We start from the raw sequence: 19766 nt of genomic DNA on the forward strand, positions 1-19766 counted from the left end.
GTCATCCGCCGGGCCCGACGCCTGGGCGTGTACCGCGTCCAGACCTGACGGAGGACAGTGACCATGGACGACACCATCCTCGAGATGCGTCGCATCACCAAGACCTTCCCCGGCGTGACCGCGCTGGAGGACGTCACCCTCGCAGTGCGCCGCGGCGAGATCCACGCCATCTGCGGTGAGAACGGCGCCGGCAAGTCCACCCTGATGAAGGTGCTGTCCGGCGTCTACCCGTCCGGCTCGTACGACGGCGAGATTCTCTTCGACGGCAAGCCGATGCAGTTCCGCGGCATCCGCGACAGCGAGGCCAACGGCATCGTCATCATCCACCAGGAGCTCGCCCTGGTGCCGTACCTGTCGATCGCGGAGAACATCTTCCTCGGCAACGAGCGGCGTGGCCGCAGCGGGCTCATCGACTGGAACTTCGCCAACGCCGAAGCGGCGAAGCTGCTGGCATCCGTCGGGCTGCACGAGAACCCGGTCACCCCGGTCATCCAGCTCGGCGTCGGCAAGCAGCAGCTGGTGGAGATCGCCAAGGCGCTGTCGAAGAAGGTGCGCCTGCTCATCCTGGACGAGCCGACGGCCGCGCTCAACGACATCGACTCGGCGCACCTGCTCGACCTGCTGCGGGCCCTCAAGGAGCAGGGCATCACCTGCATCATGATCTCGCACAAGCTCAACGAGATCACCGCCATCGCCGACTCCACCACGGTGATCCGCGACGGGCGCGCGGTGGAGACCCTCGACATGACGTCCGACGACGTGAACCAGCAGCGGATCATCCGGGGCATGGTCGGGCGCGACCTGGACAGCTTCTACCCCGACCGCGAGTCGTCCCCCGGCGAAGAGGTCCTGCGCATCGAGGACTGGACGGTGCGACACCCGGTCCAGGACCGGATGGTCGTCGAGGGCGTCGGCCTGTCCGTACGCGCCGGTGAGGTCGTCGGCATCGCGGGCCTCATGGGAGCCGGTCGCACCGAGCTGGCGATGAGCGTGTTCGGCCGGTCCTACGGGCGCGACATCCGGGGCCGGCTCTTCGTCCACGGGAAGGAGGTGCAGGCCCGTACGGTCGCCGAGGCGATCGACAACGGCATCGCCTACGTCACGGAGGACCGCAAGCGCTACGGGCTCAACCTCATCGACGACGTGCGGCGCAACGTGTCCGCCGCCGCGTTGGACCGGCTGTCCCGCCTGGGCTGGGTGAACGGCAACGAGGAGATCAAGGTTGCCGAGACGAGCCGCAAGGAGATGAACATCCGTACGCCGAGCGTCATGGCGGTGGTCGGCAAGCTCTCCGGCGGCAACCAGCAGAAGGTGGTGCTGTCGAAGTGGCTGTTCACCGACCCGGACGTGTTGATCCTCGACGAACCGACCCGCGGTATCGACGTCGGCGCCAAGTACGAGATCTACACGATCATCAACCGGCTGGTGGCGGCCGGTAAGGCGGTGATCGTCATCTCCTCCGAGCTTCCGGAGCTGCTCGGAATGTGCGACCGCATCTACACCCTCGCCGCCGGCCGGATCACCGGCGAGATGCCGGTGGCCGAGGCGACTCAGGAGAGCCTCATGGAGCTGATGACCAAGGACAAGGAGCTCGTCGGATGACCAGCATCAAGACCCCTTCGACGGAGCGCCCCACGCCCCCGGACAGCACACCCACCGCAGCCCTGCACAGCGGGACGAACGACCTGCGGGCGCTGGTGTTGAACAACCTGCGGCAGAGCGGCATCTACGTCGCCCTGGTCGTCATCGTCGCGCTCTTCGCGGTCCTGACCGACGGGGTGTTGCTGAGCCCCGGCAACATCACCAACATCGTCCTTCAGTACTCGTACATCCTGGTCCTCGCGATCGGCATGGTCATCCTGATCATCGGCGGGCACATCGACCTGTCGGTCGGATCGGTCGTCGCGCTCACCGGAGCGGTCTCCGCCGTCCTGGTGATCCAGCAGGGCCACCCCTGGTGGATCGGCGTCGTGGCGGCGCTCATCGTCGGTGTCGCGGTCGGCGCCTGGCACGGGTTCTGGGTGGCGTACGCCGGCATTCCGGCCTTCATCGTGACCCTGGCCGGCATGCTGCTGTTCCGGGGTCTCACCCTGCGGGTGCTCGACAACATCTCGCTGTCGCCGTTCCCCTCCGAGTACCAGCAGGTCGCGGCGGGCTTCCTCAACGGCCTGCTCGGCGGCGAGGGCTTCGACGCCTTCACGTTGCTGATCGGTGCCATCGCCGTGGCCGGCTACGCCGTCAGCGGCTTCCGCACCCGCGTGGCGCGGATCCGCTACCAGCAGCCGGTCGAGTCGTTCCCGCTGTTCGTCGCCCGGGTCGTGCTGGTCGGCGCGGTCCTCATGTACTTCGCCTGGCAGTTGGCGCACGCCCGAGGGCTGCCGATCGTGCTGATCATCCTGGCGGTCCTGGTGCTGGTCTACGGCCTGCTCACCCGGCGTACGGTCTTCGGCCGCCAGGTCTACGCGATCGGCGGCAACCTGTCGGCGGCGGCGCTGTCCGGGGTGAAGGTCCGCACCGTCAACTTCTGGATGTTCGTCAACATGGGCTTCCTGGCGGCGGTGGCCGGCGTCATCTACTCGTCGCGGTCCAACGGCGCCCAGCCCGCCGCGGGCAACATGTTCGAGCTGGACGCGATCGCCGCGGCCTTCATCGGCGGCGCGGCGGTCACCGGCGGCGTGGGCACCGTGGTGGGCGCGATGGTCGGTGGTTTGATCATGGCGGTGATGAGCAACGGCATGCAGCTCATGGGCATCGACCAGTCGACCCAGTCCGTGGTGAAGGGCCTCGTCCTGCTCGTCGCGGTCGCCTTCGACGTCTACAACAAGCGTCGCGCCGGCACGTCCCGCTGACGCCCGGCCGTACGCCCGTGTGCCCCTGCCCGCGTTCCGGGCGGGGGCACACGTCGTCTGGTCGCGTGCCGTTCGTCGCGTGTCGCCCTGGACGGGGACGTGGCGATTTTCGTAGATCTTGGACAGTTTCCGTTCAGCCGGAACGGAAACTGTCCAAGATCTCGGCGTGGAACCGCGCGGGTCGCCGCGATCGAGCGGGCTCCATCGGCCAGGGGAGCGAGGGCCCCGCTGCGCCGCTGACGGCGCAGCGGGATCGCGCGGTCAGTGGCAGGAGGTGGTGCCGGTGTCGGTGTAGGTCTGGCCGGCCACCGGGACGAACTGCCAGTCGTAGCTGTTGGAGTGCAGGGTGAACTTCAGCAGACCCCACGCCGAGCTGTTGCGCGCCTCGCTGTTGGGCTGGATGGTGCCGAAGCCGTAGTGGCCGGCACCGCCCATCCCGGCGACGAAGCTGCGCAGCCCTCGACTCGAGTCGGCGGCACCGGCCGGGTTCATCGGGGCGAACCGCTCGTACACGTGGTTGTGCCCCCACACCACGACGTCGGCGTTGTAGTCGTAGAGGGCCTGGTACAGCGGACGCGTCGACGTCGACGGCGCGTGATTGGAGCTGGACGTGAACAGCGGGTGGTGCCAGTACGCGAGCGTGCACGGCTTGCCGCTGGCGGCCAGGTCGGCACGCAACCACTGCTCCTGCGCCGAGCCGGCCGACATGCTGATGTTCGAGTTCAGCGACACGATGTGCCAGTTGCCGAGGTCGTACGAGTAGTAGCCGCGACCGCTTGGGCCGGCGGACGTACCGAAGTAGTTGTAGTAGCCGGTCGCGCCCGACGTGTTGTAGTCGTGGTTGCCCGGCGACGGGCGGGTACGGGACTTGTGCCGACCCCAGGTGGGCTCGTAGTAGCTGTTGAACTGCGACGCCGTCCCACTGTCGTAGACGTTGTCGCCGGTGGTGAAGACGGTTCCCGGGATGGTGTCGAGCAGCGCCGCCGTGGCGCTGTCGCCGGAGCCCGAGTCGGCGATGTCGCCGGCGCCGACGAAGACCGGGTCGCCCGACGGGGGCGGCGTGGTGGTCCCGGTGGTGACCACCAGCTGCGGGGCGTCGGCGCCACTCTCGCGGGTGTCGTAGTAGGCGCCGTCGCCGCTGGTCGAGGTGGCGCCGAAACTGTACGTACCGTTGCCGGTGACCGCGGCCGTGACATCGACCTCGTACCAGGTGTTGCCGCTGACCGCGCCGATCGTGCCGAGCGTGGCCCCGTCGATGGCCGGTTGGTTGTTCCAGGTGGTGCCGGTCTCCGACCAGGTGGTGTTGGACATCCGGCGGAACGTGCCGCCGGCGTCGCTGCCGCTGTTGCCGCTGATCGTGCGCAGTCGCAGCTTGGCGGCGGTCACCGTGCCGCTGACACCGCTCACGGTGAAGCGCAGGAACGAGCGCCGCACCGGCGAGTTGTCGACCACGACCTGAGTGGACGTGCCGTAGTTGGTGGTGGCCGTGTCGCTCTGGACGTAGGTGTCGGCGACCGGCGTGAAGGTCACGCTCGCCGCCGACGCCGCGCCGGCGCCGGTCACGACGACGGCGGCGGTCGCGGCGACGATCACCGTGACCAACCCCAGCGTCACCGACGGACGGGGGAATCGAATGTCCATCCAGGACTCCTTACCTCGTGGGAAGAGCGCAAGGAATGTAGGTAGGTCGATGAGCCGGCGGGCGACGGGCGGATGAACACCGCGTCCTGGCAGGCGAACACCTCGCTGTTGGAAAGCCGTTCACCCGGTCCTCGCCCGGATGCCACCGACGGTCCGTTGTGCCCACCGCACCGAGTGCGGACGATGGCTGCCCGTCAGCCGTCGATCCGGGGAGATGCGCGTGTACCTGTCGACCGTCTCCCGACCCGTAGCCGACCCGCCGGAACCGGGGCACCGACGTGGCCGGTTCGCGATGGTGAGCGGCAACGTCATCGCGCTCGGCACGGTCAGCCTGATCACCGACGTGTCGGCCGAGATGGTGGCCGCGGTCCTGCCCCTCTACCTGGTGCTGGGCCTGAACCTCAGCCCGGTGGCCTTCGGCGTGCTGGACGGCGTCCACACCGGCGCCACCGCACTGTTGCGGGTCGTCGGCGGGTTCGCCGCCGACCGGTTCCGGCGGCGCAAACTGATCGCCGGCCTCGGGTACGCGCTCTCGGCGGTGGCGAAACTCGGACTGCTGCTCGCCGGCCGGTCGATCCCGGCGATCGGTGCCGTCATCGCCGTCGACCGGCTCGGCAAGGGGGTGCGCAGCGCGCCACGCGACGCCCTGATCACCCTCTCCACCCCGCCCGAGGCACTGGGTCGGGCATTCGGGGTGCATCGGGCGATGGACAGCTTCGGCGCGTTCCTCGGGCCGCTCGCCGCGTTCGCGGTGCTGCTGGTCGTCGGGCAGTCGTACGACGCGGTCTTCGTCACCAGCTTCTGCGTCGCCGCACTGGCCGTCGTGGTGCTGGTGCTCTTCGTCCGGGAACGGCCCACCGGTCCGACAGCGGACGGCGAAACGGCGGACGGCCCGGCGGCGGAGGGGTCGAACGACCCGAAGGTGTCCGTCCGCGAGGCGTTCGGCCTGCTGCGCGGCGGGCCTGCCCGGCGGTTGGTGCTGGCCGCCGCGATGCTCGGCCTGGCCACCATCGGGGACGGTTTCGTCTACCTGCTGCTGCAACGCCGGATGGACCTCGGTCTGCGCTGGTTTCCGCTGCTCGCGGTGGGGACCAGCCTGGCCTACCTGGTGCTCGCGGCCCCGCTCGGCGCGCTCGCCGACCGGGTCGGTCGCCTGCCCGTGGTGATCGGCGGCTACACCGCCCTCGGTGCGACGTACCTGCTGCTGGCCGGCCCGGTCGACGGCTGGCCACTGATCGCCCTGGCGCTGACGCTGTACGGCGCGTTCTACGCGGCCACCGACGGTGTGCTCATCGCGCTCGCCGGGCCGGTGCTGCCGGCGCGACTGCGCACCACCGGAATCGCGCTGGTGCAGACCGGGCAGGCCCTGGCGTACCTCGTCTCCTCAGTGCTGTTCGGTCTGGCCTGGCAGGCGTGGGGACCGGCGCACGCGATCCGCGCGGCGGCGGTGGCCGTCGCCGGCGTCCTGGTCGGCACGCTGCTCCTGCTGACCTCCCCGTCCCGACCCACCACCCGGAAGGTGCTCCGATGACCGCGATGTCGACCCGAGCGAAACTCGGCGTGGTGGTCGCCTCGGCCGTGCTGCTGGGCACGGTGGCGGCCGGCTACGCCGCCACGGCCGCGCAGGCTCCCCGGACACCGCCGCCCGTCGGCGGTGAGCAGGCGGTCAGCCTGGCACCCGGGCCGCGCCTGCTGGCGATCACCGACCGGCACGTCTCCACCGTCGCCGCGAACGACCCCGCCGCGCCGCGCACGGTCGGCGGTCTGGAATGCCTGCGGGTGTACGCCGCGGCCGGCACCGGGGTCTGCCTGAAGCCGGAGACGGCGTGGTCGTACCAGGTTGTCGTGCTCGACGCGGAGCTGCGCCAGACCCGGGCGGTCGGTGTGCCCGGTCTGCCGAACCGGGCCCGGGTCTCGGCCTCCGGCCGGATGGTCTCCTGGACCACGTTCGTCGGCGGTGACTCGTACACCTCCAGTGGCTTCTCCACGCGCACCGGGATCCTCGACACCGTCACCGGCGCCACTGTGGCGTCGCTCGAAGAGTTCGCGATCACGAAGGACGGCCGCCGCCACCGCAACCCGGACGTCAACTACTGGGGCGTCACCTTCACCGCCGACGACAACCGTTTCTACGCGACCATGTCCACCGGGGGTCGGCGGTACCTCGTCCGTGGTGACGTCGCCGCCCGCACCGTCGAGACGCTCAAGGAGAACGTTGAGTGCCCGTCGCTGTCACCGGACGGCACCCGGCTCGCGTTCAAGGAGGCGGTCGACGCCGACCCGGCGAAGGGCTGGCGGTTGTCGGTTCTCGACCTGTCGAGCATGCGGGTCACCGCGACCGCGGAGACCCGCAGCGTCGACGACCAGGCGGCCTGGCTGGACAGCGGAAAGCTTGCCTACACGCTGCGCCGGGACGACGGCCAGCCCGACGTGTGGAGCGTCCCGGCGGACGGGTCGGGTACGCCGGTGCTGACGATCCCCGGTGCCGAGTCACCGTCGCCGCTCACCTGACGGCGACCGCTGGCGGCACGGCCCGCCGAGCCGACCGGGGCCGTTCAGACGGCCTGGTCAGGTTCACCGCCCACGCTGGTCACCCCGTCGCGACCGGACCGGCGTCGCGCACAGTGCCACGCCCCACCGCATCGCGCAATTCTCGTTCGGGGGTGGTGCGGCGCGCAGCCCTGCCGAGGCCAGCGCGGGCGCGAATCCAGGGATGTAGAAAACCTTCGATCGGTCCGTTGACTTCGATGATTTGCTACATGACAATCGTCGTCAACATTGATGGTTGTCTCTCGATTGTCACCCGGCGGGAGGCACCCGTGGCGGAACCCGACGCCCGCGAACCCATCCGAAAGTGAGGCCACGATGAGACACGGTCGACGACTGGTCGGCGGCACAGCCGCGGCCCTGTTGATGGTCACGAGCCTGATCGGGGCAGCGCCCAGCGCCGCCGCCGCGGCCGTCACCCCGGCGCTCACCGACGCGGTGACCGCCAAGCTGCTCGGTTCCGCCGAACTGTCCGCGGCCGGCGCGCGACCGGAAACCCGGATCACCGTCAGCCGGACCAGCGGCCGGTGGGCGTTCGGCACCGCCGTCGCCCTCGCGCCCCGGCAGGAGGACGCCCACCCGACCGGGTCGATCTTCATCGCCCGGTCCGAGCCCGCCGGGTGGCGGATCGCCTTCGACGGCGAGGCCGCCTTCGGCACCCTGGCCTCCGAGTCGCCACTGACGACCGCACAGGAGAGGGACGTGCTCACCACCACCCCGAGCCCGATGTACGCGGGCGGCGACTACCGGACCGGGATGGCCCTGCCGTTCGGCGTGGGTCAGACGTGGACGCTCACCAGCGGCCCGCACGGCTGGGGTGGAACCGAGTCGCCGTACAGCTCGGTCGACCTGGCCGGCGGCGACCAGGTGGTCCGCGCCGCCCGGGCCGGCGCGGCCTACACGATGTGTACGGGGTGGATCCGGGTGATCCACGACCGGGGCTACTCGACCGACTACTACCACCTGTGGAACAGCATCTCCGTCAACGGCGCCAGCGTCGGCCAGGGCGCCGTCCTGGGTAACACCGGAACCGACGTCACCTGCGGCGGCGCCGCCTACGGCCGGCACGTCCACTTCGGGCTCCGGCAGAACAGCGCGTACGTGCCGATCGCCGGGCACGACATCGGCAAGTGGGTGCTGGCGAACGGGGCCGCCGCCTACCAGGGCGGGGCGCGGCACGGGTCGGCCTTCGCAGGTGCCGGCGGTGGCCTCTACAACTACGGCGCGCTCGGCTTCAACCAGGGAGTCGTCGACGCGAACGGCGGCGGTGCGCTCACCCGCCGGGCCGGGCCGGGGACCGGCTACGGCTCGCTCGGCTCGGTGGCCGACGGCGCCACCGTCACCATCTCCTGCTCCGCCAACGGCACCTCGCACACCGGCCGGTACGGCACCACGGCGCTCTGGAACCGGTTGAGCGACGGCAGTTGGGTGTCCGACGCCTACCTGTCGACAGGCGTGAACGGTCCGGTCAACGGCTGGTGCTGACGAGCCCGCCCCCGAGGTGGGCGGCCCCGCGCCGCCCACCTCCGTCACCGCGAGGAGTGCCGATGTCCGCTCGAACCTCCCACCGAAGCCGCTTCCTGATCGCCCTGACGACTACTCTGACCGGGTTTCGTCGTGGGTGCCACCCCCGCCGCCGCCGACCCCGGCGGGACACCAGCGCCGGCCGCCCCGCTCGCCGTCGCGTTCGACACCGCCGCAGCCCGCTACGACGTTCCGCGCGACCTGCTGGTGGCGCTCGCGTACGCCGAGTCGCGGCTGGACATGCACGGTGGCGCACCGAGCGCGGCCGGCGGGTACGGGCTGACGCACCTGACGAGCAACCCCGAGGTGCACACGCTGGACGAGGCCGCCGCGCTCACCCGGCTCAGTCCGGCCGCGCTGGGGACCGACCCCGTGGCGAACGTCCTCGGAGCCGCAGCCGTGCTGCGCGCGTACGCCGATCAGGCCGGCCGCACCGCCGCGGACCGCGACGACGTGAACGCCTGGCACCCGGTGCTGGCCCGCTACGGCGGCGCGCACGACCCGTCGGTGGCGCGGCGCTACGCGGACAGCGTCTACGACCTGCTGCGGGCCGGGTTCACCGGGCGCGGCGAGACGGTGCCGGGCCGACCGGTCGCGCCGCGCCGGGACGGCCTGGAACGCGCCGGCGGGGTCGGCACGCTCAGCACCGACTACGGGCCGGCCGTCTGGGCACCGGCCAGTACCAGCAACTACACGGTGGCCAGTCGCCCGGGCAGCCACCCGGTCACCCGCATCGTCATCCACACCGCGCAGGGCTCGTACTCCGGCACCGTCGGCTGGTTCCAGAACCCGGCCGCGCAGGCCAGCGCGCACTACACCTTCCGCTCCTCCGACGGGGCCGTCACGCAGTCGGTGCGGGAGAAGGACATCGCCTGGCACGCCGGAAACTGGACCTACAACACCCAGTCGATCGGCATCGAGCACGAGGGGTACGTCGACAATCCCGCCTGGCTCACCGACGCGATGTACCGCGCGTCCGCCGCACTCACCCGCAGCCTCGCCACCAGGTACGGCATCCCGAAGGACCGGGCGCACATCATCGGGCACAACGAGGTGCCCGGCGCGACGCACACCGACCCGGGCCCGAACTGGAACTGGACCTACTACCTGCAGTTGGTCAACGGCATCACCGGCGTCGGTTCCGGCACGGTGAGCACCAGCGCGAGCACCCTGAACGTCCGCTCCGGCCCCGGTGCCAGCTATCCGGTCGTCGGCTCGGTCGCCGACGGCGCCACCGTCGCCGTCTACTGTCAGGCCGTCGGCAGCACTGTCACTGGCCCGTACGGCACGACGGCCGTCTGGAACCGGATCGGCACCAACCGCTACGTCTCCGACGCCTACGTGCTGACCGGCTACGACGGGTACATCCCGAACGTGCCGCGCTGCTGACGGTCCGGTTCGACCGCTGCCGCTCAGGCGGCCGACGACGCGCCGAAGAGCAGGTCCAGCTGGGCGTCCAGCGCGCCCAGCGCCTGCTCGGCGGTGTACTGCCCGCCGAGCAGGTAGACACCCAGCCCTTCCATCAGCGCCAGCAGACCGGCCGCGGCGGCGGCGTCGTGCCGGTCGGGCAGGAGGCCGGCGATGAACTCGGTGAGCTGCCGGGTGCCCTCCCGCAGGCCGGTCGCGGCGGCCGGACGCACCGCCGTGTACGCGAGGAACGCCAGCGCCACCCGACCGTCGTCGCGGGTGTGCTCGTCCAGGGGCAGCAACGCGGCGAGGAGGGTCCGCAGCAGCAGCCGAGGCGGTGGATTCTCACCCAGCCGCGCCACCGCCTCGGTGACCCGGATCTGGCTGCGCTCACGGACCACGCTCAACGCGAACGCCATCATCTCGTCCTTGGTCCGGAAGTAGTGCTGGACCATGCCGGCGGACACGCCGGCCGCGGCGGCCACGTGTCGGAGGCTGACCGCTTCCAGCCCCTGAGCCGCGGCGACCCGCATCAACGCGTCCGCGATGAGGGTCCGTCGCTCCTGGTGGTCGACCTTCTTCGGCATGGCCTCGATCGTTTCACAGTGGTTGACCCGGGCACCCCGCCAGCGGCGGTGGTTACCGGCTGACGGTGCCGCTGGTGGGGGTGCCCCGGGCGCTGCGCAGGAGGCCGTCGGGGTCGTCGGCGTACAGTCGCAGCTCGTTCACCGGCGCGGACCCGCCCCGCGGTAGGTCGAAGGTCAGCGGCCGGCGCAGCAGGACGTCGACGCTCGTCTGGCTGCCGACGGCGATGGACACCACCCGGCGGTCGCCGTCCTGCTCGACCTGCACCGACCTGCTCGACGGCAGCGAGCGGTACCGCTTGCGCAGCGCCTCGACGTCGGTCCACGGGATGAAGATGTCGATGCCCGAGTTGAGCCGCACCCGCAGGCCGCTGTCGCCCACGACGTGGGGGTGGATGGTCATGCCGGCGTACAGCCCGATCATCCAGAGCAGACCCCAGACGCCGAGGCCGAGCACGATCCAGCGGGCGGGCCGCCAGGGCACCACGTGGGTGACGACGACATCGAAGATCGGGATCTCGACGACCGACAACCCGATGAAGATGCCCAGGATCGGCTTGACCACACCGAGGTAGCCGAACGGCTCGTCGCCGGGCCGCAGCGGCAACGCGCGCCGCCGCGCCCACACGTAGAGGCTGCGCCACGTCGCGGCTTCGGCCTCGGCCGCGCGACGCAGCAGCGGGCCCACCCGGGCCCTGGTCGACGCCGTGGTGTCACTCATCGTCGTCCTTCTCGGTAGGGGGTGGACGGTCAGTGCACCGTGACGGTGCCGGCGCCGCCGTCGACAGTGACGAGTTGCCCCGTGGTGATCGTCCGGGTGGCGTCCGGCACGCAGATGACGGCGGGAATGCCGTACTCGCGGGCCACCGTCGGGCCGTGCGCCATGATCGCGCCGGTCTCGGTGACCAGCGCCGCGGCGGTGAGGAACAGCGGGGTCCACCCGGGGTCCGTGGTCGCGGCCACCAGGACGTCGCCGGGCTCGACGTGGGCGGTGCCCGGGTCGTGGACGACCCGCGCGGGGCCGGTCACCCGACCCGCCGACGCCCCCACGCCGGTGAGTGTCCCGTCGCCGGCCGCCGTCGCGGGCAGGGCCGCCTCGACGTCGGTGCCGTCGGAGAGCAGCGCCACCGGCACCGTCCTGCGGCGTAGCTCCCGGCGGTGCACGGCCCGCCGGGAGGTGACTGTCGCTCGCGGGTCGACGCCCTGGTGTATGGCGGCGTGCGCCTCGTCGAGGGTCAGGAACATGATGTCGTCGGGTTGCTCCAGCAACCCGGTGCCGTGCAGGTCGGCGCCGATGAGCAGCAGTTGCCGGCGGGTCTCGCGCAGTGGGTACAACCCGGCGAACTTGCCGGCCTCGCGCAGACCGGCCAACGACCGCGCCCGGCGCAGGAGAAAACCGGCGATGGCGCCGCGTACCGGCCGCCGACGGCGCGCTCGCCCGATCAGCTCCGCCAACGCTGTCTCCGCTGTGGCGGCGGCTCGTCGGAAACGTTCATCGGGGCCCTGCCCTGGATCGGTGACCCGCAGGTAGTTGGCGACAGCGGCGAAGACCGGAGCGGGGTCCTCTTCCCAGCGCGGCACGCCGAGGTCGACTTCGGCGACGCCCCGGTGGCCGTAGGTTTCCAGGAAGGCGGCCATGCCGATGTCGGGCAGGGTTCCGCGCAGGTAGCGCGTGGCCAGCTCGGCAGGCGGGGTGTCGAGGAGGAGTCGGCGGTGCTCGCCCGCGCCCTGGGCCAGCCGCCACAGCGCCAGGTCCATCTCGATGGTGACGTTGTGCGGCATGCCGCCCAGCACTGTGTGGATCTCGTCCGGCCCCGCGAGGCCCTTGAGCAGCGCGGCCGGCAGTGCGGCGGCCAGCATTCCCGCGACGATCGGCCACATGATCGCGTCGGCGCCGTCGTCGGCGTCCTGCGACGCCTGGACGAAGCGCAGCCGGTCGGCGGCGGTCCGCAGGTCGGCGGGGGCTGTCGATCGGGTTCTCAACTGCTCGATCGCCTCGAACATCCGAATCCGTGCGGTGTCGGGGCGGGCCAGCGCCCGCAGGATCCCGACCACCGCACGCCGGGCCGTCCGCAGCGAGGCCGCGCTCGGCGCCCCGCCCCGGCGGGGGCCGCCGTTGGTCGGGGCGAAGCGGGGGTCGTCCAGCACGTGCTGCATCACCGCCTGGGCGCGCGGCCCGAAGTCGACAGCCATGAGCTTGACCAGCCGTTTGCGGGACGACCTGTCCCGGGCCAGGTCGGTCAGGTCGCCGTAGAGCCGCCCACCGATGTCCACGATCTCCACCCGCACCCCGAGCGCGGCCAGCATGGCGGTGATCTGCGTCCGCAGGGTCGCCATGCCCATCGGGGTGACCGGTCGCAGCATGCCCTGGACGTGACCGAACTCCAGGTAGACCCGGGGGAGGGGCTTGTCGGTGGCCGGCGGGGGCGGAAACAGTGTGGTGATCGGCCGGGACTGCAGGAGCCACTGGACGTCGTGCGCGTCGATCGCCCACTCGATGTCCTGCGGGCAACCGAAGTGGGCCTGCAACCGCTCGCCGGTGGCGCGCAGGTCGGCCAGGTGTGCGGAGGTGAGGCAGCCGGTGTCGGCTCGGCTGACGCCGTCGAGGACGTAGTGGTCCACCGTCGCCGCGCCGTCCACCACCGCCGTGCCGAGACCGGGGGCCGCGTCGACAGCCATCTCGTCGCGCCGGCCGGTCAGCGGGTTCGCGGTGAACAGCACCCCGGCCACAGTGGGCGTGATCATGCGTTGCACCACGACGGCCATCCGTACCCGCCGGTTGTCGATCTGCCGGGCGTCGCGGTAGGCGGTCGCCCGGTCGCTGTGCAGCGAGGCCCAGCACTTCTCGATGGCGGCGATCAGCTCGGGGCCGCCGACGACGTCGAGCACGGTGTCCTGCTGCCCGGCGAAGCTCGCGTCGGGGAGGTCTTCAGCGGTGGCGCTGGAGCGTACCGCCACCGGGCCCGCGCCGAGCCGCTGGTACGCGGCGACGACCTCGGCGGCGGGCACCGCGCCGAGTCGGTGTGCGTCGGTGGTGACGCAGAAGCCCTCGGGGACCCGTTCGCCGCGCCGGATCAGCTCGCCCAACCCGGCGGCCTTGCCGCCCACCAGGTCGAGCAGGTCGGTGGTCGCCTCGGACAACGGGATCACGTACATGGGGTCCCACTCTCGTTGCAATACGACTGCATTGAATACGACCGTACCTCTTTCACGATTCGACTGCAATGTCACCGACCCGGCGTCGTGGCGTTGCCGGGATCTGCCATGCTCGGGCCGGTGACGACCGGCCGCCCCGCCAGAGCCCGTACCCACCGCCGCCCGCGACGCCGTGCCATCCGCGTCCTCCTCGCGCTCGTCGCGGTGGCGGCCGTCCTGGGCATCGCGGTGGTGGCGGTGCCGATGCTGCGACCGGCCGGGCCGCGTCCGCTCTTCCAGATGCCGGTGGCCTGCGGAGAGACGTGGCAGCTCAGCACCTATCCCGGCCATGACGACTACGACGTCGACTTCTTCCCCGTCGAGGGCGAGACGTGGGGGCGGCCGGTGCTCGCGTCCTATGCCGGAACTGTCACCGTGGCGGGCATCAACGGGTCGCTGGGTGGTCGCAACCCGGAGAACCCGGACGGCCCGCGGGGGCGCGGCGGCGGCTACTGGGTGAAGATCGACCATGGCGGCAAGTGGGAGACGCAGTACCTGCACCTGCTCGAACCGCCACTGGTCGAGGTGGGTCAGAAGGTCGCCCAGGGCGAACAGATCGGGAAGCTGGGCAGCACCGGCAACTCCGGCGCGCCGCACCTGCACTACGAGCAGCGTCGCGGCTGGGAGAAGGTCGAGACGCACTTCGACGGCGAGCCGTCGGGCATCACCACCGACGAACGCGAACAGATCCTGCGGCGGGTGAGCAACAACTGCCCGGCCGTCTCCTGAGGACGGCGGTTTGCCCGGTGCCTCTCGGGGCACTGATTCGGGGAACAGTTCGGACCCAGTAAGGAGCCGGCCATGGTCAAGGGTGACGTTGAGACGTACCACGAGGACGGGCAGTGGAAGAACAAGCCGGAGGGCAACGAGCGGGCCAGCAGCACGCATGACGTGAAGGCCGACGCGCAGGCCCAGGGCCGCGACATGGCGGCCGACCGGGGCGTCGAACACGTGGTCAAGAAGCAGGACGGCACGATCGGGGAGAAGAACACCTACCCCCGCAGCCGTGACCCCCGCGACATCGAGGGCTGACCGCCCTCGTCCCGAATCCTGCACGGACCGACCCCCTCGGCAGCAGTGCCGGCGGGGGTCGGTCCGTGTCCGCTGGCGGTCGTCGGCCTGCCGCGGTTATCCGAGTATCGAAATTGTGGGTGTTTTGGGGGCTATAGTCCGAATCGGTGCTGAAGTGAAAGCTGGGAGTCGGCATGTCGTTGTGGAACCGGCGTGGTCCGTCGAGCGCCGGGGCGCTGGTCATCGTCGTGCTCGCCGGGGTGCTCGTGGTCGGACCACTTCCGGCGTCGGCGGCCGGTTCCGTCCTGTTCGACCAGCCCTTTCACCAGAACACCGCGAACGGCATCGGCGCGGTGTCGCTGCCAGGCGTGCCCGGCACCGGGTCCACCAACGCCGCCTGCCTGAGCGCGGCCGGCAACTCCACCACCGGCCCGCTGCTGAGTTGCACCACCTCCACCGATCCGCAGGGTACGGGAAAACTGCGCCTCACCCCCGCCACGGTCAACCGGCAGGGTGGGGTGTTCAGCGCGGTGAGCGTGCCCACCTCGCAGGGCCTGCACCTGACCTTCAACACCTACCAGTACGGCGGCAGCAGCCCGGGCGCGGACGGTCTCGCCTTCGCGCTGGCCGCCGTCGACCCGGCCAACCCGAGGTCCCCGTCCACCCTCGGCCCGTCGGGCGGCTCGCTGGGCTACTCGGCGGCCTTCAACGGCGTGTCGGCGGGACTCTCCAACGGCTACCTGGGCATCGGCCTGGACGTCTTCGGCAACTTCAGCAACAGCACGTACCAGGGCACCGGCTGCACGAACCCGCCGTACATCTCGACCACCAACGGGCGGGTCCCCGGCCAGGTGGTGGTCCGCGGACCGGGCCGCAACGGGGTCGGCTACTGCGCGCTGAACAGCACCGCCGGGAGCACCTCGGCTCCTGCGCTGCCGCTGCGGGCCAGCACCCGGGCGGCGTCGGTGGTGCCGGTCGAGGTCGTCGTCAACACCACTTCGTCGTCGTACACCACCGACACCGGCATCACCACTCCCGCCGGCCAGTACCGGGTCAGATTCACCCCGGTCGGCGGGCAGGCGCGAATCCTGGAGGGCGCGCTCCCGGTCGTGTCGCCCAGCCTGTACCCGTCGCCGACCTGGCTGAACGCCAACGGCTACCCTCGGCAGCTCGCCTTCGGCTGGGTGGGCTCGACCGGCTCGGTCACCGACTTCCACGAGGTCGACGACGCCCGGGCGGTCAGCTTCAACCCGGTACCCGACCTGAACGTGGCGCAGACCAGCGCGGTCGGTGCGACCCCGCAGCCCGGTGACCCGGTGACCTACTCGATCACCGCGGGAGTCGACGCCGGAGCCACCGAGACCGCACCGATCTCGGTCACCCAGACACTCCCCGCCGGTGTCGTCCCGCGCGGCGCGTTCGGCTCCGGTTGGGTCTGCGCCGCACCCTCCGGGCAGAGCGTCACCTGCACCAACAGCAACGGCCCGTTCGCCGGCGGAACCTTCCTGCCGCCCATCACGGTCGCCGCGACCGTCACCGGCACCGGCGTGACGCTGGCGCAGATCCAGACCGCGACGGTGGCGACCTCGTCGTCGATCGACGCGAACCCGGGTCTCGCCACCGGCACCACCCCGGTCGCGCCGGCCACCGCACCGAGCGGCGTCACCGTCACCCCCGCGCAGAGCACGGTCTCCGGGGGCATCCCGGTCACCGTCGGCGGCAGCAACCTCACCGGAGCGACAGCGATCACCATCGGTACGGCCGCCGAGCAGCAGGCCGGCACGTCGGTGCTGCTGGTGCCGTGCACCTCCGGCCCGGCCGCCGGCTGCTTCACCGTGAACCCCGACGGCACCCTCGGCATCTCCGCCATGCCCGCCCGGTCCAGCCCGGCGACGGTCACGGTCAGCGTCGTCACCCGAGGCTCCGCCGGATCGGCGAGCTACGTCTACGCGTCCGCGCCCGGCACGCCGACCACGCCGACCGCTGTCGCGGGTGGCGCCAGCGCCACCGTGAGTTGGACCGCGCCGGCGAACAACGGCAGCCCGATCACCAGTTACCTGATCACCCCCATCCGGGACGGCGTCACCCAACCGACAGTCACCTTCGACGCCTCCACCACCAGCCGCACCCTGACCGGGCTGACCGTCGGCGCGTCGTACACCTTCCGGGTGGCGGCGGTGAACGCCTACGGCACCGGTGCGGCCAGCCCACCCTCGGCGGCGGTGGTCCCGTACACGGTGCCCGCGGCCCCGACGAACACCTCGGCCACCGCGGGCACCAACGCTGCCACGGTGAGCTGGACGGCCCCGGCCAACGGGGGGTCGCCGATCACCGGTTACACGGTGACGCCCTACCTCGGTGCCGTGGCGCAGACCTCCCGGGTTTTCACCGGCACCGCCACGACCCAGATCGTCACCGGGCTGACCGCCGGTGCCTCGTACACCTTCCGGGTGGCCGCGACGAATGCCGCCGGAACCGGTCCACAGTCGGCCGCCTCCGGGTCGGTGACCGTCAACGCGCCGCCGACGCTGACCTTCCCGCCGCCCCCACCCGGCAAGGCGTACGACCCGTACCAGTACCAGCTGACCGTCACCGGAGGCACCGGCCCGTTCACCTGGGCGGTCAGCGCCGGGAGCCTGCCGGCCGGGCTGACCCTCGACCCGGTCAGCGGCCTGCTCTCCGGCACGCCCACCGAGGCCGGGACCTTCCCGTTCACCGTGCGGGTGACCGACTCGTTCGACCAGTTCGCGACCCGACCGGTCGACCTGGTCATCACCCCGCTCGGCGGGCTCTCCATCAGCGTCCCGGCGGTCTCCGCACTCGGCACCGTCACCTCGGGCACGACCGGCGTCTCAGGCCAACTCGGTCCGGTGACCGTCACCGACGACCGGGGCCCGTTCTCCGGAAACTGGGTCAGCGTCGTCTCCAGCACGAGTTTCACCACGGGTTCCGGCTCGGGCGGCGAGACCATCCCCACCAGCAACATCACGTACGCCTCCGGGCCCGCCCTGGCCAGCACCGGGATCGGAACCTTCGTGCCGCAGCCCGGGGCGTCGCTGAGCACCCCGCGCACCGCCGCCGGGTGGTCCGGCCAGGCGGGGGGCCCGAACGCCGCCACCTGGAACCCCACCCTGTGGGTGGCCATCCCGTCCGGGGTGGTGGTCGGCGACTACGTGGCGGTCGTGACCCACTCCGTCATCTAGGGCGGGTCGCTCCGCTGGCTGTCCGCCTCCGCCTCGGCGGAACGCCGCTGCCCGGCCGTTCGGAGGGAACGGCCGGGCAGTCTCTGCGGTGCTGCGGGCGTCAGGCCAACCGGGTCCGGTGCCTGCGGACGAGATACCAACCACCAAAGGTGCCCAGCACCAGCAGGGCGATCCCGCCGACCAGGTAGACGAGCCAACTCGGCGCGCTGGAGGCCGAGACCGTCATCGGCGCGGCGACGGGAAGGACGATCTTCCCGGTCGCGGTGCGCTGCACAGTGCCGCTGGCGAGCGTCGCGTGCACGTCCCAGGTCCCCGCGGGAAGCGTCTGGTTGACCTCGATCCGAACCTGACCGCTCTGGCCGGGCAGGATCGTCACCCCGTTGGTCACCTTGAACGGTCCGGCCTGGACCGCGGTCCTGGTCAGCGACAGGGTGCCGGTCATGTCCAGCGCGCGTTCACCGGTGTTGGTGACCTTCGCGGTGACGACCGGGAACTCGCCGGTGCCGGGCTCCGCGGCCAACCCCTCGATCCGGAAGTCCGTTGGCGGCTCACCACCGGGACCGACGTCGAGGTAGACCCGGATGCCCACCCGGTGGATCTGGGTGACGTTGCCGGCAACGTCCGCCGCGCTGGTGACCTGCGCCCAGATCGCGGCGTACCGCTCGCCCTTCGAGGCCTTCTCCGGCACGGTGATCTCGACCTGGACCGGTCGTCGCTCGCCCGGGTCCAGCCGCATCGCGGCGGTCCTCAGCCGGATCCACCCGCTGAGTTCGTTGCCGGTGCGCCCCTCGGGCACGGTGAAGGCGTTGTTCTCGACCGACGCGGCGCCGGCATAGAACTCGATCTTCTGCGTCTCGGTTGAGGTGTTCTGTACCTCGACCCGGCGGTTGATCGTCGCCCCGGGCTTCAGGTGGTCCACGATGTAGACCCGGGCGCGGGGATCCTGCACCCGACTCGCCGGGATGTCCAGCATCCGGATGCTGATCGCGGCCTCCTCGGCCGGATCGTGTCGCTGCTCCCGCACGGCAACGGCCGGTGCCGCCGAAACCCCGAGCGCCACGAGGGCGACCGAGGCCAGCAGCACCAGCCGGCCGAGCGGCTCAGAACACCGAATGTGTCACCGTCCCGGTGTAGACACCCTGGACGGTGCCGACGGGCACGTTGACCACCAGGGTGGGGTTCCAGGTGGCGAAGTTGTTGCCGGTGCCGCCGGTGTGGGTCATCGCCGTCCGGGGCACGTTGATGATCACCGCGTCGGCGGCGGTCGGCTGGCCCGGTGTGAAGGTGCCGCCGCCGGCGGTCGCCGTTGCGTTGCCGGACCAGTACAGGACGTTGATGTTCGGGATCGTCTCGCCGGAGCTGCCGCCGCCGGTGGTGAAGTCGGTGGAGATGACGTTGGCGGTCCAGTTGGGGGTGAGCGACCCGCGTTGGTCCAGCACGGTGACCGGGCCGAGTTGACCGGAGATGGTCGTGCCCTCCACGCCGTTCCCGATGTTCGCCGTCGCCGGCACCGTGATCGACAGACCACCGGCGGCGTCGACGGTGAGGGTGACGACCGTGTTGCCCGTGGTGTCCGCGGCGGCGGGCCCGGCGAGCGCGGCGACGGCGGCAACGCCGGCCAGGCCCGCGAGAATCTTTCTGCGCATCGAGTCTCCTTCGTCCTAGAGAACCTGGGAAGCGCTTCCGAGACTAACTACGCAAAACGCCCATAATGGCCGGAACGGCACGAACGTCACCCGGCCGTCGGTCGATGATCGTGTTCGGTCCCGGCGATGGTGGGCACCCCGCACGACAAGGGCCCGGCG

General features: G+C 71.3%; 15 protein-coding genes. 9 read left to right on the forward strand and 6 right to left on the reverse strand.

Annotation, left to right across the window (positions count from 1 at the left end):
* The first annotated feature begins 63 nt into the window (after window positions 1-63).
* Together mmsA and mmsB are read left to right on the forward strand one after the other, a co-directional pair.
* Window positions 64-1602 carry a multiple monosaccharide ABC transporter ATP-binding protein gene (mmsA, locus tag QSK15_RS10590; protein ID WP_285793989.1) on the forward strand — a complete coding sequence of 513 codons (1539 nt, stop codon included), beginning with the start codon at window positions 64-66 and terminating at the stop codon, window positions 1600-1602.
* Window positions 1599-2849, forward strand: a complete 1251-nt coding sequence (gene mmsB, locus QSK15_RS10595; protein WP_285793990.1) for a multiple monosaccharide ABC transporter permease — start codon at window positions 1599-1601, stop codon at window positions 2847-2849. The genes mmsA and mmsB overlap by 4 nt, the downstream gene beginning before the upstream one ends.
* A gap of 261 nt (window positions 2850-3110) precedes the next feature.
* Here mmsB and QSK15_RS10600 read toward each other — a convergent pair whose 3' ends face one another.
* Window positions 3111-4490: a CBM96 family carbohydrate-binding protein gene (locus QSK15_RS10600; protein WP_285793991.1), complete on the reverse strand. Its 1380-nt coding sequence runs from the start codon at window positions 4488-4490 to the stop codon at window positions 3111-3113.
* Between the two features lie 214 nt (window positions 4491-4704).
* Between QSK15_RS10600 and QSK15_RS10605 the strand changes: the two genes are divergently transcribed.
* The 4 genes from QSK15_RS10605 to QSK15_RS10620 all read left to right on the forward strand — a co-directional run bounded on the left by QSK15_RS10605 (window position 4705) and on the right by QSK15_RS10620 (window position 9950).
* Window positions 4705-6021: an MFS transporter gene (locus QSK15_RS10605; RefSeq protein ID WP_502889535.1), complete on the forward strand. Its 1317-nt coding sequence runs from the start codon at window positions 4705-4707 to the stop codon at window positions 6019-6021.
* Window positions 6018-7001, forward strand: a complete 984-nt coding sequence (locus QSK15_RS10610; protein ID WP_285793993.1) for a TolB family protein — start codon at window positions 6018-6020, stop codon at window positions 6999-7001. Before QSK15_RS10605 ends, QSK15_RS10610 begins: the two co-directional genes overlap by 4 nt.
* A gap of 354 nt (window positions 7002-7355) precedes the next feature.
* Window positions 7356-8522, forward strand: a complete 1167-nt coding sequence (locus QSK15_RS10615; protein WP_285793994.1) for a peptidoglycan DD-metalloendopeptidase family protein — start codon at window positions 7356-7358, stop codon at window positions 8520-8522.
* Between the two features lie 132 nt (window positions 8523-8654).
* On the forward strand, window positions 8655-9950 hold the full coding sequence (locus QSK15_RS10620) for an N-acetylmuramoyl-L-alanine amidase (protein WP_285793995.1): 1296 nt from the start codon (window positions 8655-8657) through the stop codon (window positions 9948-9950).
* A gap of 23 nt (window positions 9951-9973) precedes the next feature.
* Here the strand turns inward: QSK15_RS10620 and QSK15_RS10625 are convergent, their stop codons facing one another.
* Genes QSK15_RS10625 through QSK15_RS10635 form a run of 3 tightly spaced genes read right to left on the reverse strand, consistent with a single transcriptional unit; the run spans window position 9974 to window position 13708 of the window.
* Window positions 9974-10555, reverse strand: coding sequence for a TetR family transcriptional regulator (locus QSK15_RS10625; protein WP_285793996.1), 582 nt, complete (start codon window positions 10553-10555; stop codon window positions 9974-9976).
* A gap of 52 nt (window positions 10556-10607) precedes the next feature.
* On the reverse strand, window positions 10608-11273 hold the full coding sequence (locus QSK15_RS10630; RefSeq protein ID WP_285793997.1) for a hypothetical protein: 666 nt from the start codon (window positions 11271-11273) through the stop codon (window positions 10608-10610).
* 29 nt (window positions 11274-11302) lie between these two features.
* Window positions 11303-13708, reverse strand: coding sequence for a PEP/pyruvate-binding domain-containing protein (locus tag QSK15_RS10635; RefSeq protein ID WP_285793998.1), 2406 nt, complete (start codon window positions 13706-13708; stop codon window positions 11303-11305).
* A 120-nt stretch (window positions 13709-13828) separates the two neighbouring features.
* On the opposite strand from QSK15_RS10635, the gene QSK15_RS10640 reads away from it, so the two are divergent.
* The 3 genes from QSK15_RS10640 to QSK15_RS10650 all read left to right on the forward strand — a co-directional run bounded on the left by QSK15_RS10640 (window position 13829) and on the right by QSK15_RS10650 (window position 17961).
* Window positions 13829-14476, forward strand: coding sequence for a M23 family metallopeptidase (locus QSK15_RS10640; RefSeq protein WP_377620627.1), 648 nt, complete (start codon window positions 13829-13831; stop codon window positions 14474-14476).
* Window positions 14477-14548: 72 nt separating this feature from the next.
* The gene (locus QSK15_RS10645; RefSeq protein WP_285794000.1) at window positions 14549-14779 is read left to right on the forward strand and encodes a DUF2188 domain-containing protein; all 231 of its coding nucleotides are present in this window, start codon (window positions 14549-14551) and stop codon (window positions 14777-14779) included.
* A gap of 173 nt (window positions 14780-14952) precedes the next feature.
* A complete protein-coding gene (locus QSK15_RS10650) occupies window positions 14953-17961 on the forward strand; it encodes a fibronectin type III domain-containing protein (protein ID WP_285794001.1) in 3009 nt (1002 codons plus the stop codon).
* Between the two features lie 100 nt (window positions 17962-18061).
* Here the strand turns inward: QSK15_RS10650 and QSK15_RS10655 are convergent, their stop codons facing one another.
* Both QSK15_RS10655 and QSK15_RS10660 read right to left on the reverse strand, forming a co-directional pair.
* Window positions 18062-19045, reverse strand: a complete 984-nt coding sequence (locus QSK15_RS10655; RefSeq protein ID WP_285794002.1) for a COG1361 family protein — start codon at window positions 19043-19045, stop codon at window positions 18062-18064.
* 16 nt (window positions 19046-19061) lie between these two features.
* Entirely contained in the window at window positions 19062-19607 is a 546-nt protein-coding gene (locus tag QSK15_RS10660; protein WP_285794003.1) for a hypothetical protein, read from the reverse strand.
* Window positions 19608-19766: the final 159 nt, after the last annotated feature.

This window comes from Micromonospora sp. NBRC 107095, assembly GCF_030269705.1.
Lineage (GTDB): Bacteria > Actinomycetota > Actinomycetes > Mycobacteriales > Micromonosporaceae > Micromonospora > Micromonospora parva.

Excerpts from the sequence above, each read along its gene's own strand:
- mmsA (WP_285793989.1), top strand. The coding sequence starts at position 64 with ATGGACGACACCATCCTCGAGATGCGTCGCATCACCAAGACCTTCCCC.
- mmsB (WP_285793990.1), top strand. The coding sequence starts at position 1,599 with ATGACCAGCATCAAGACCCCTTCGACGGAGCGCCCCACGCCCCCGGAC.
- QSK15_RS10600 (WP_285793991.1), bottom strand. The coding sequence starts at position 4,490 with ATGGACATTCGATTCCCCCGTCCGTCGGTGACGCTGGGGTTGGTCACG.
- QSK15_RS10605 (WP_502889535.1), top strand. The coding sequence starts at position 4,705 with ATGCGCGTGTACCTGTCGACCGTCTCCCGACCCGTAGCCGACCCGCCG.
- QSK15_RS10610 (WP_285793993.1), top strand. The coding sequence starts at position 6,018 with ATGACCGCGATGTCGACCCGAGCGAAACTCGGCGTGGTGGTCGCCTCG.
- QSK15_RS10615 (WP_285793994.1), top strand. The coding sequence starts at position 7,356 with ATGAGACACGGTCGACGACTGGTCGGCGGCACAGCCGCGGCCCTGTTG.
- QSK15_RS10625 (WP_285793996.1), bottom strand. The coding sequence starts at position 10,555 with ATGCCGAAGAAGGTCGACCACCAGGAGCGACGGACCCTCATCGCGGAC.
- QSK15_RS10630 (WP_285793997.1), bottom strand. The coding sequence starts at position 11,273 with ATGAGTGACACCACGGCGTCGACCAGGGCCCGGGTGGGCCCGCTGCTG.
- QSK15_RS10635 (WP_285793998.1), bottom strand. The coding sequence starts at position 13,708 with ATGTACGTGATCCCGTTGTCCGAGGCGACCACCGACCTGCTCGACCTG.
- QSK15_RS10645 (WP_285794000.1), top strand. The coding sequence starts at position 14,549 with ATGGTCAAGGGTGACGTTGAGACGTACCACGAGGACGGGCAGTGGAAG.
- QSK15_RS10650 (WP_285794001.1), top strand. The coding sequence starts at position 14,953 with ATGTCGTTGTGGAACCGGCGTGGTCCGTCGAGCGCCGGGGCGCTGGTC.
- QSK15_RS10660 (WP_285794003.1), bottom strand. The coding sequence starts at position 19,607 with ATGCGCAGAAAGATTCTCGCGGGCCTGGCCGGCGTTGCCGCCGTCGCC.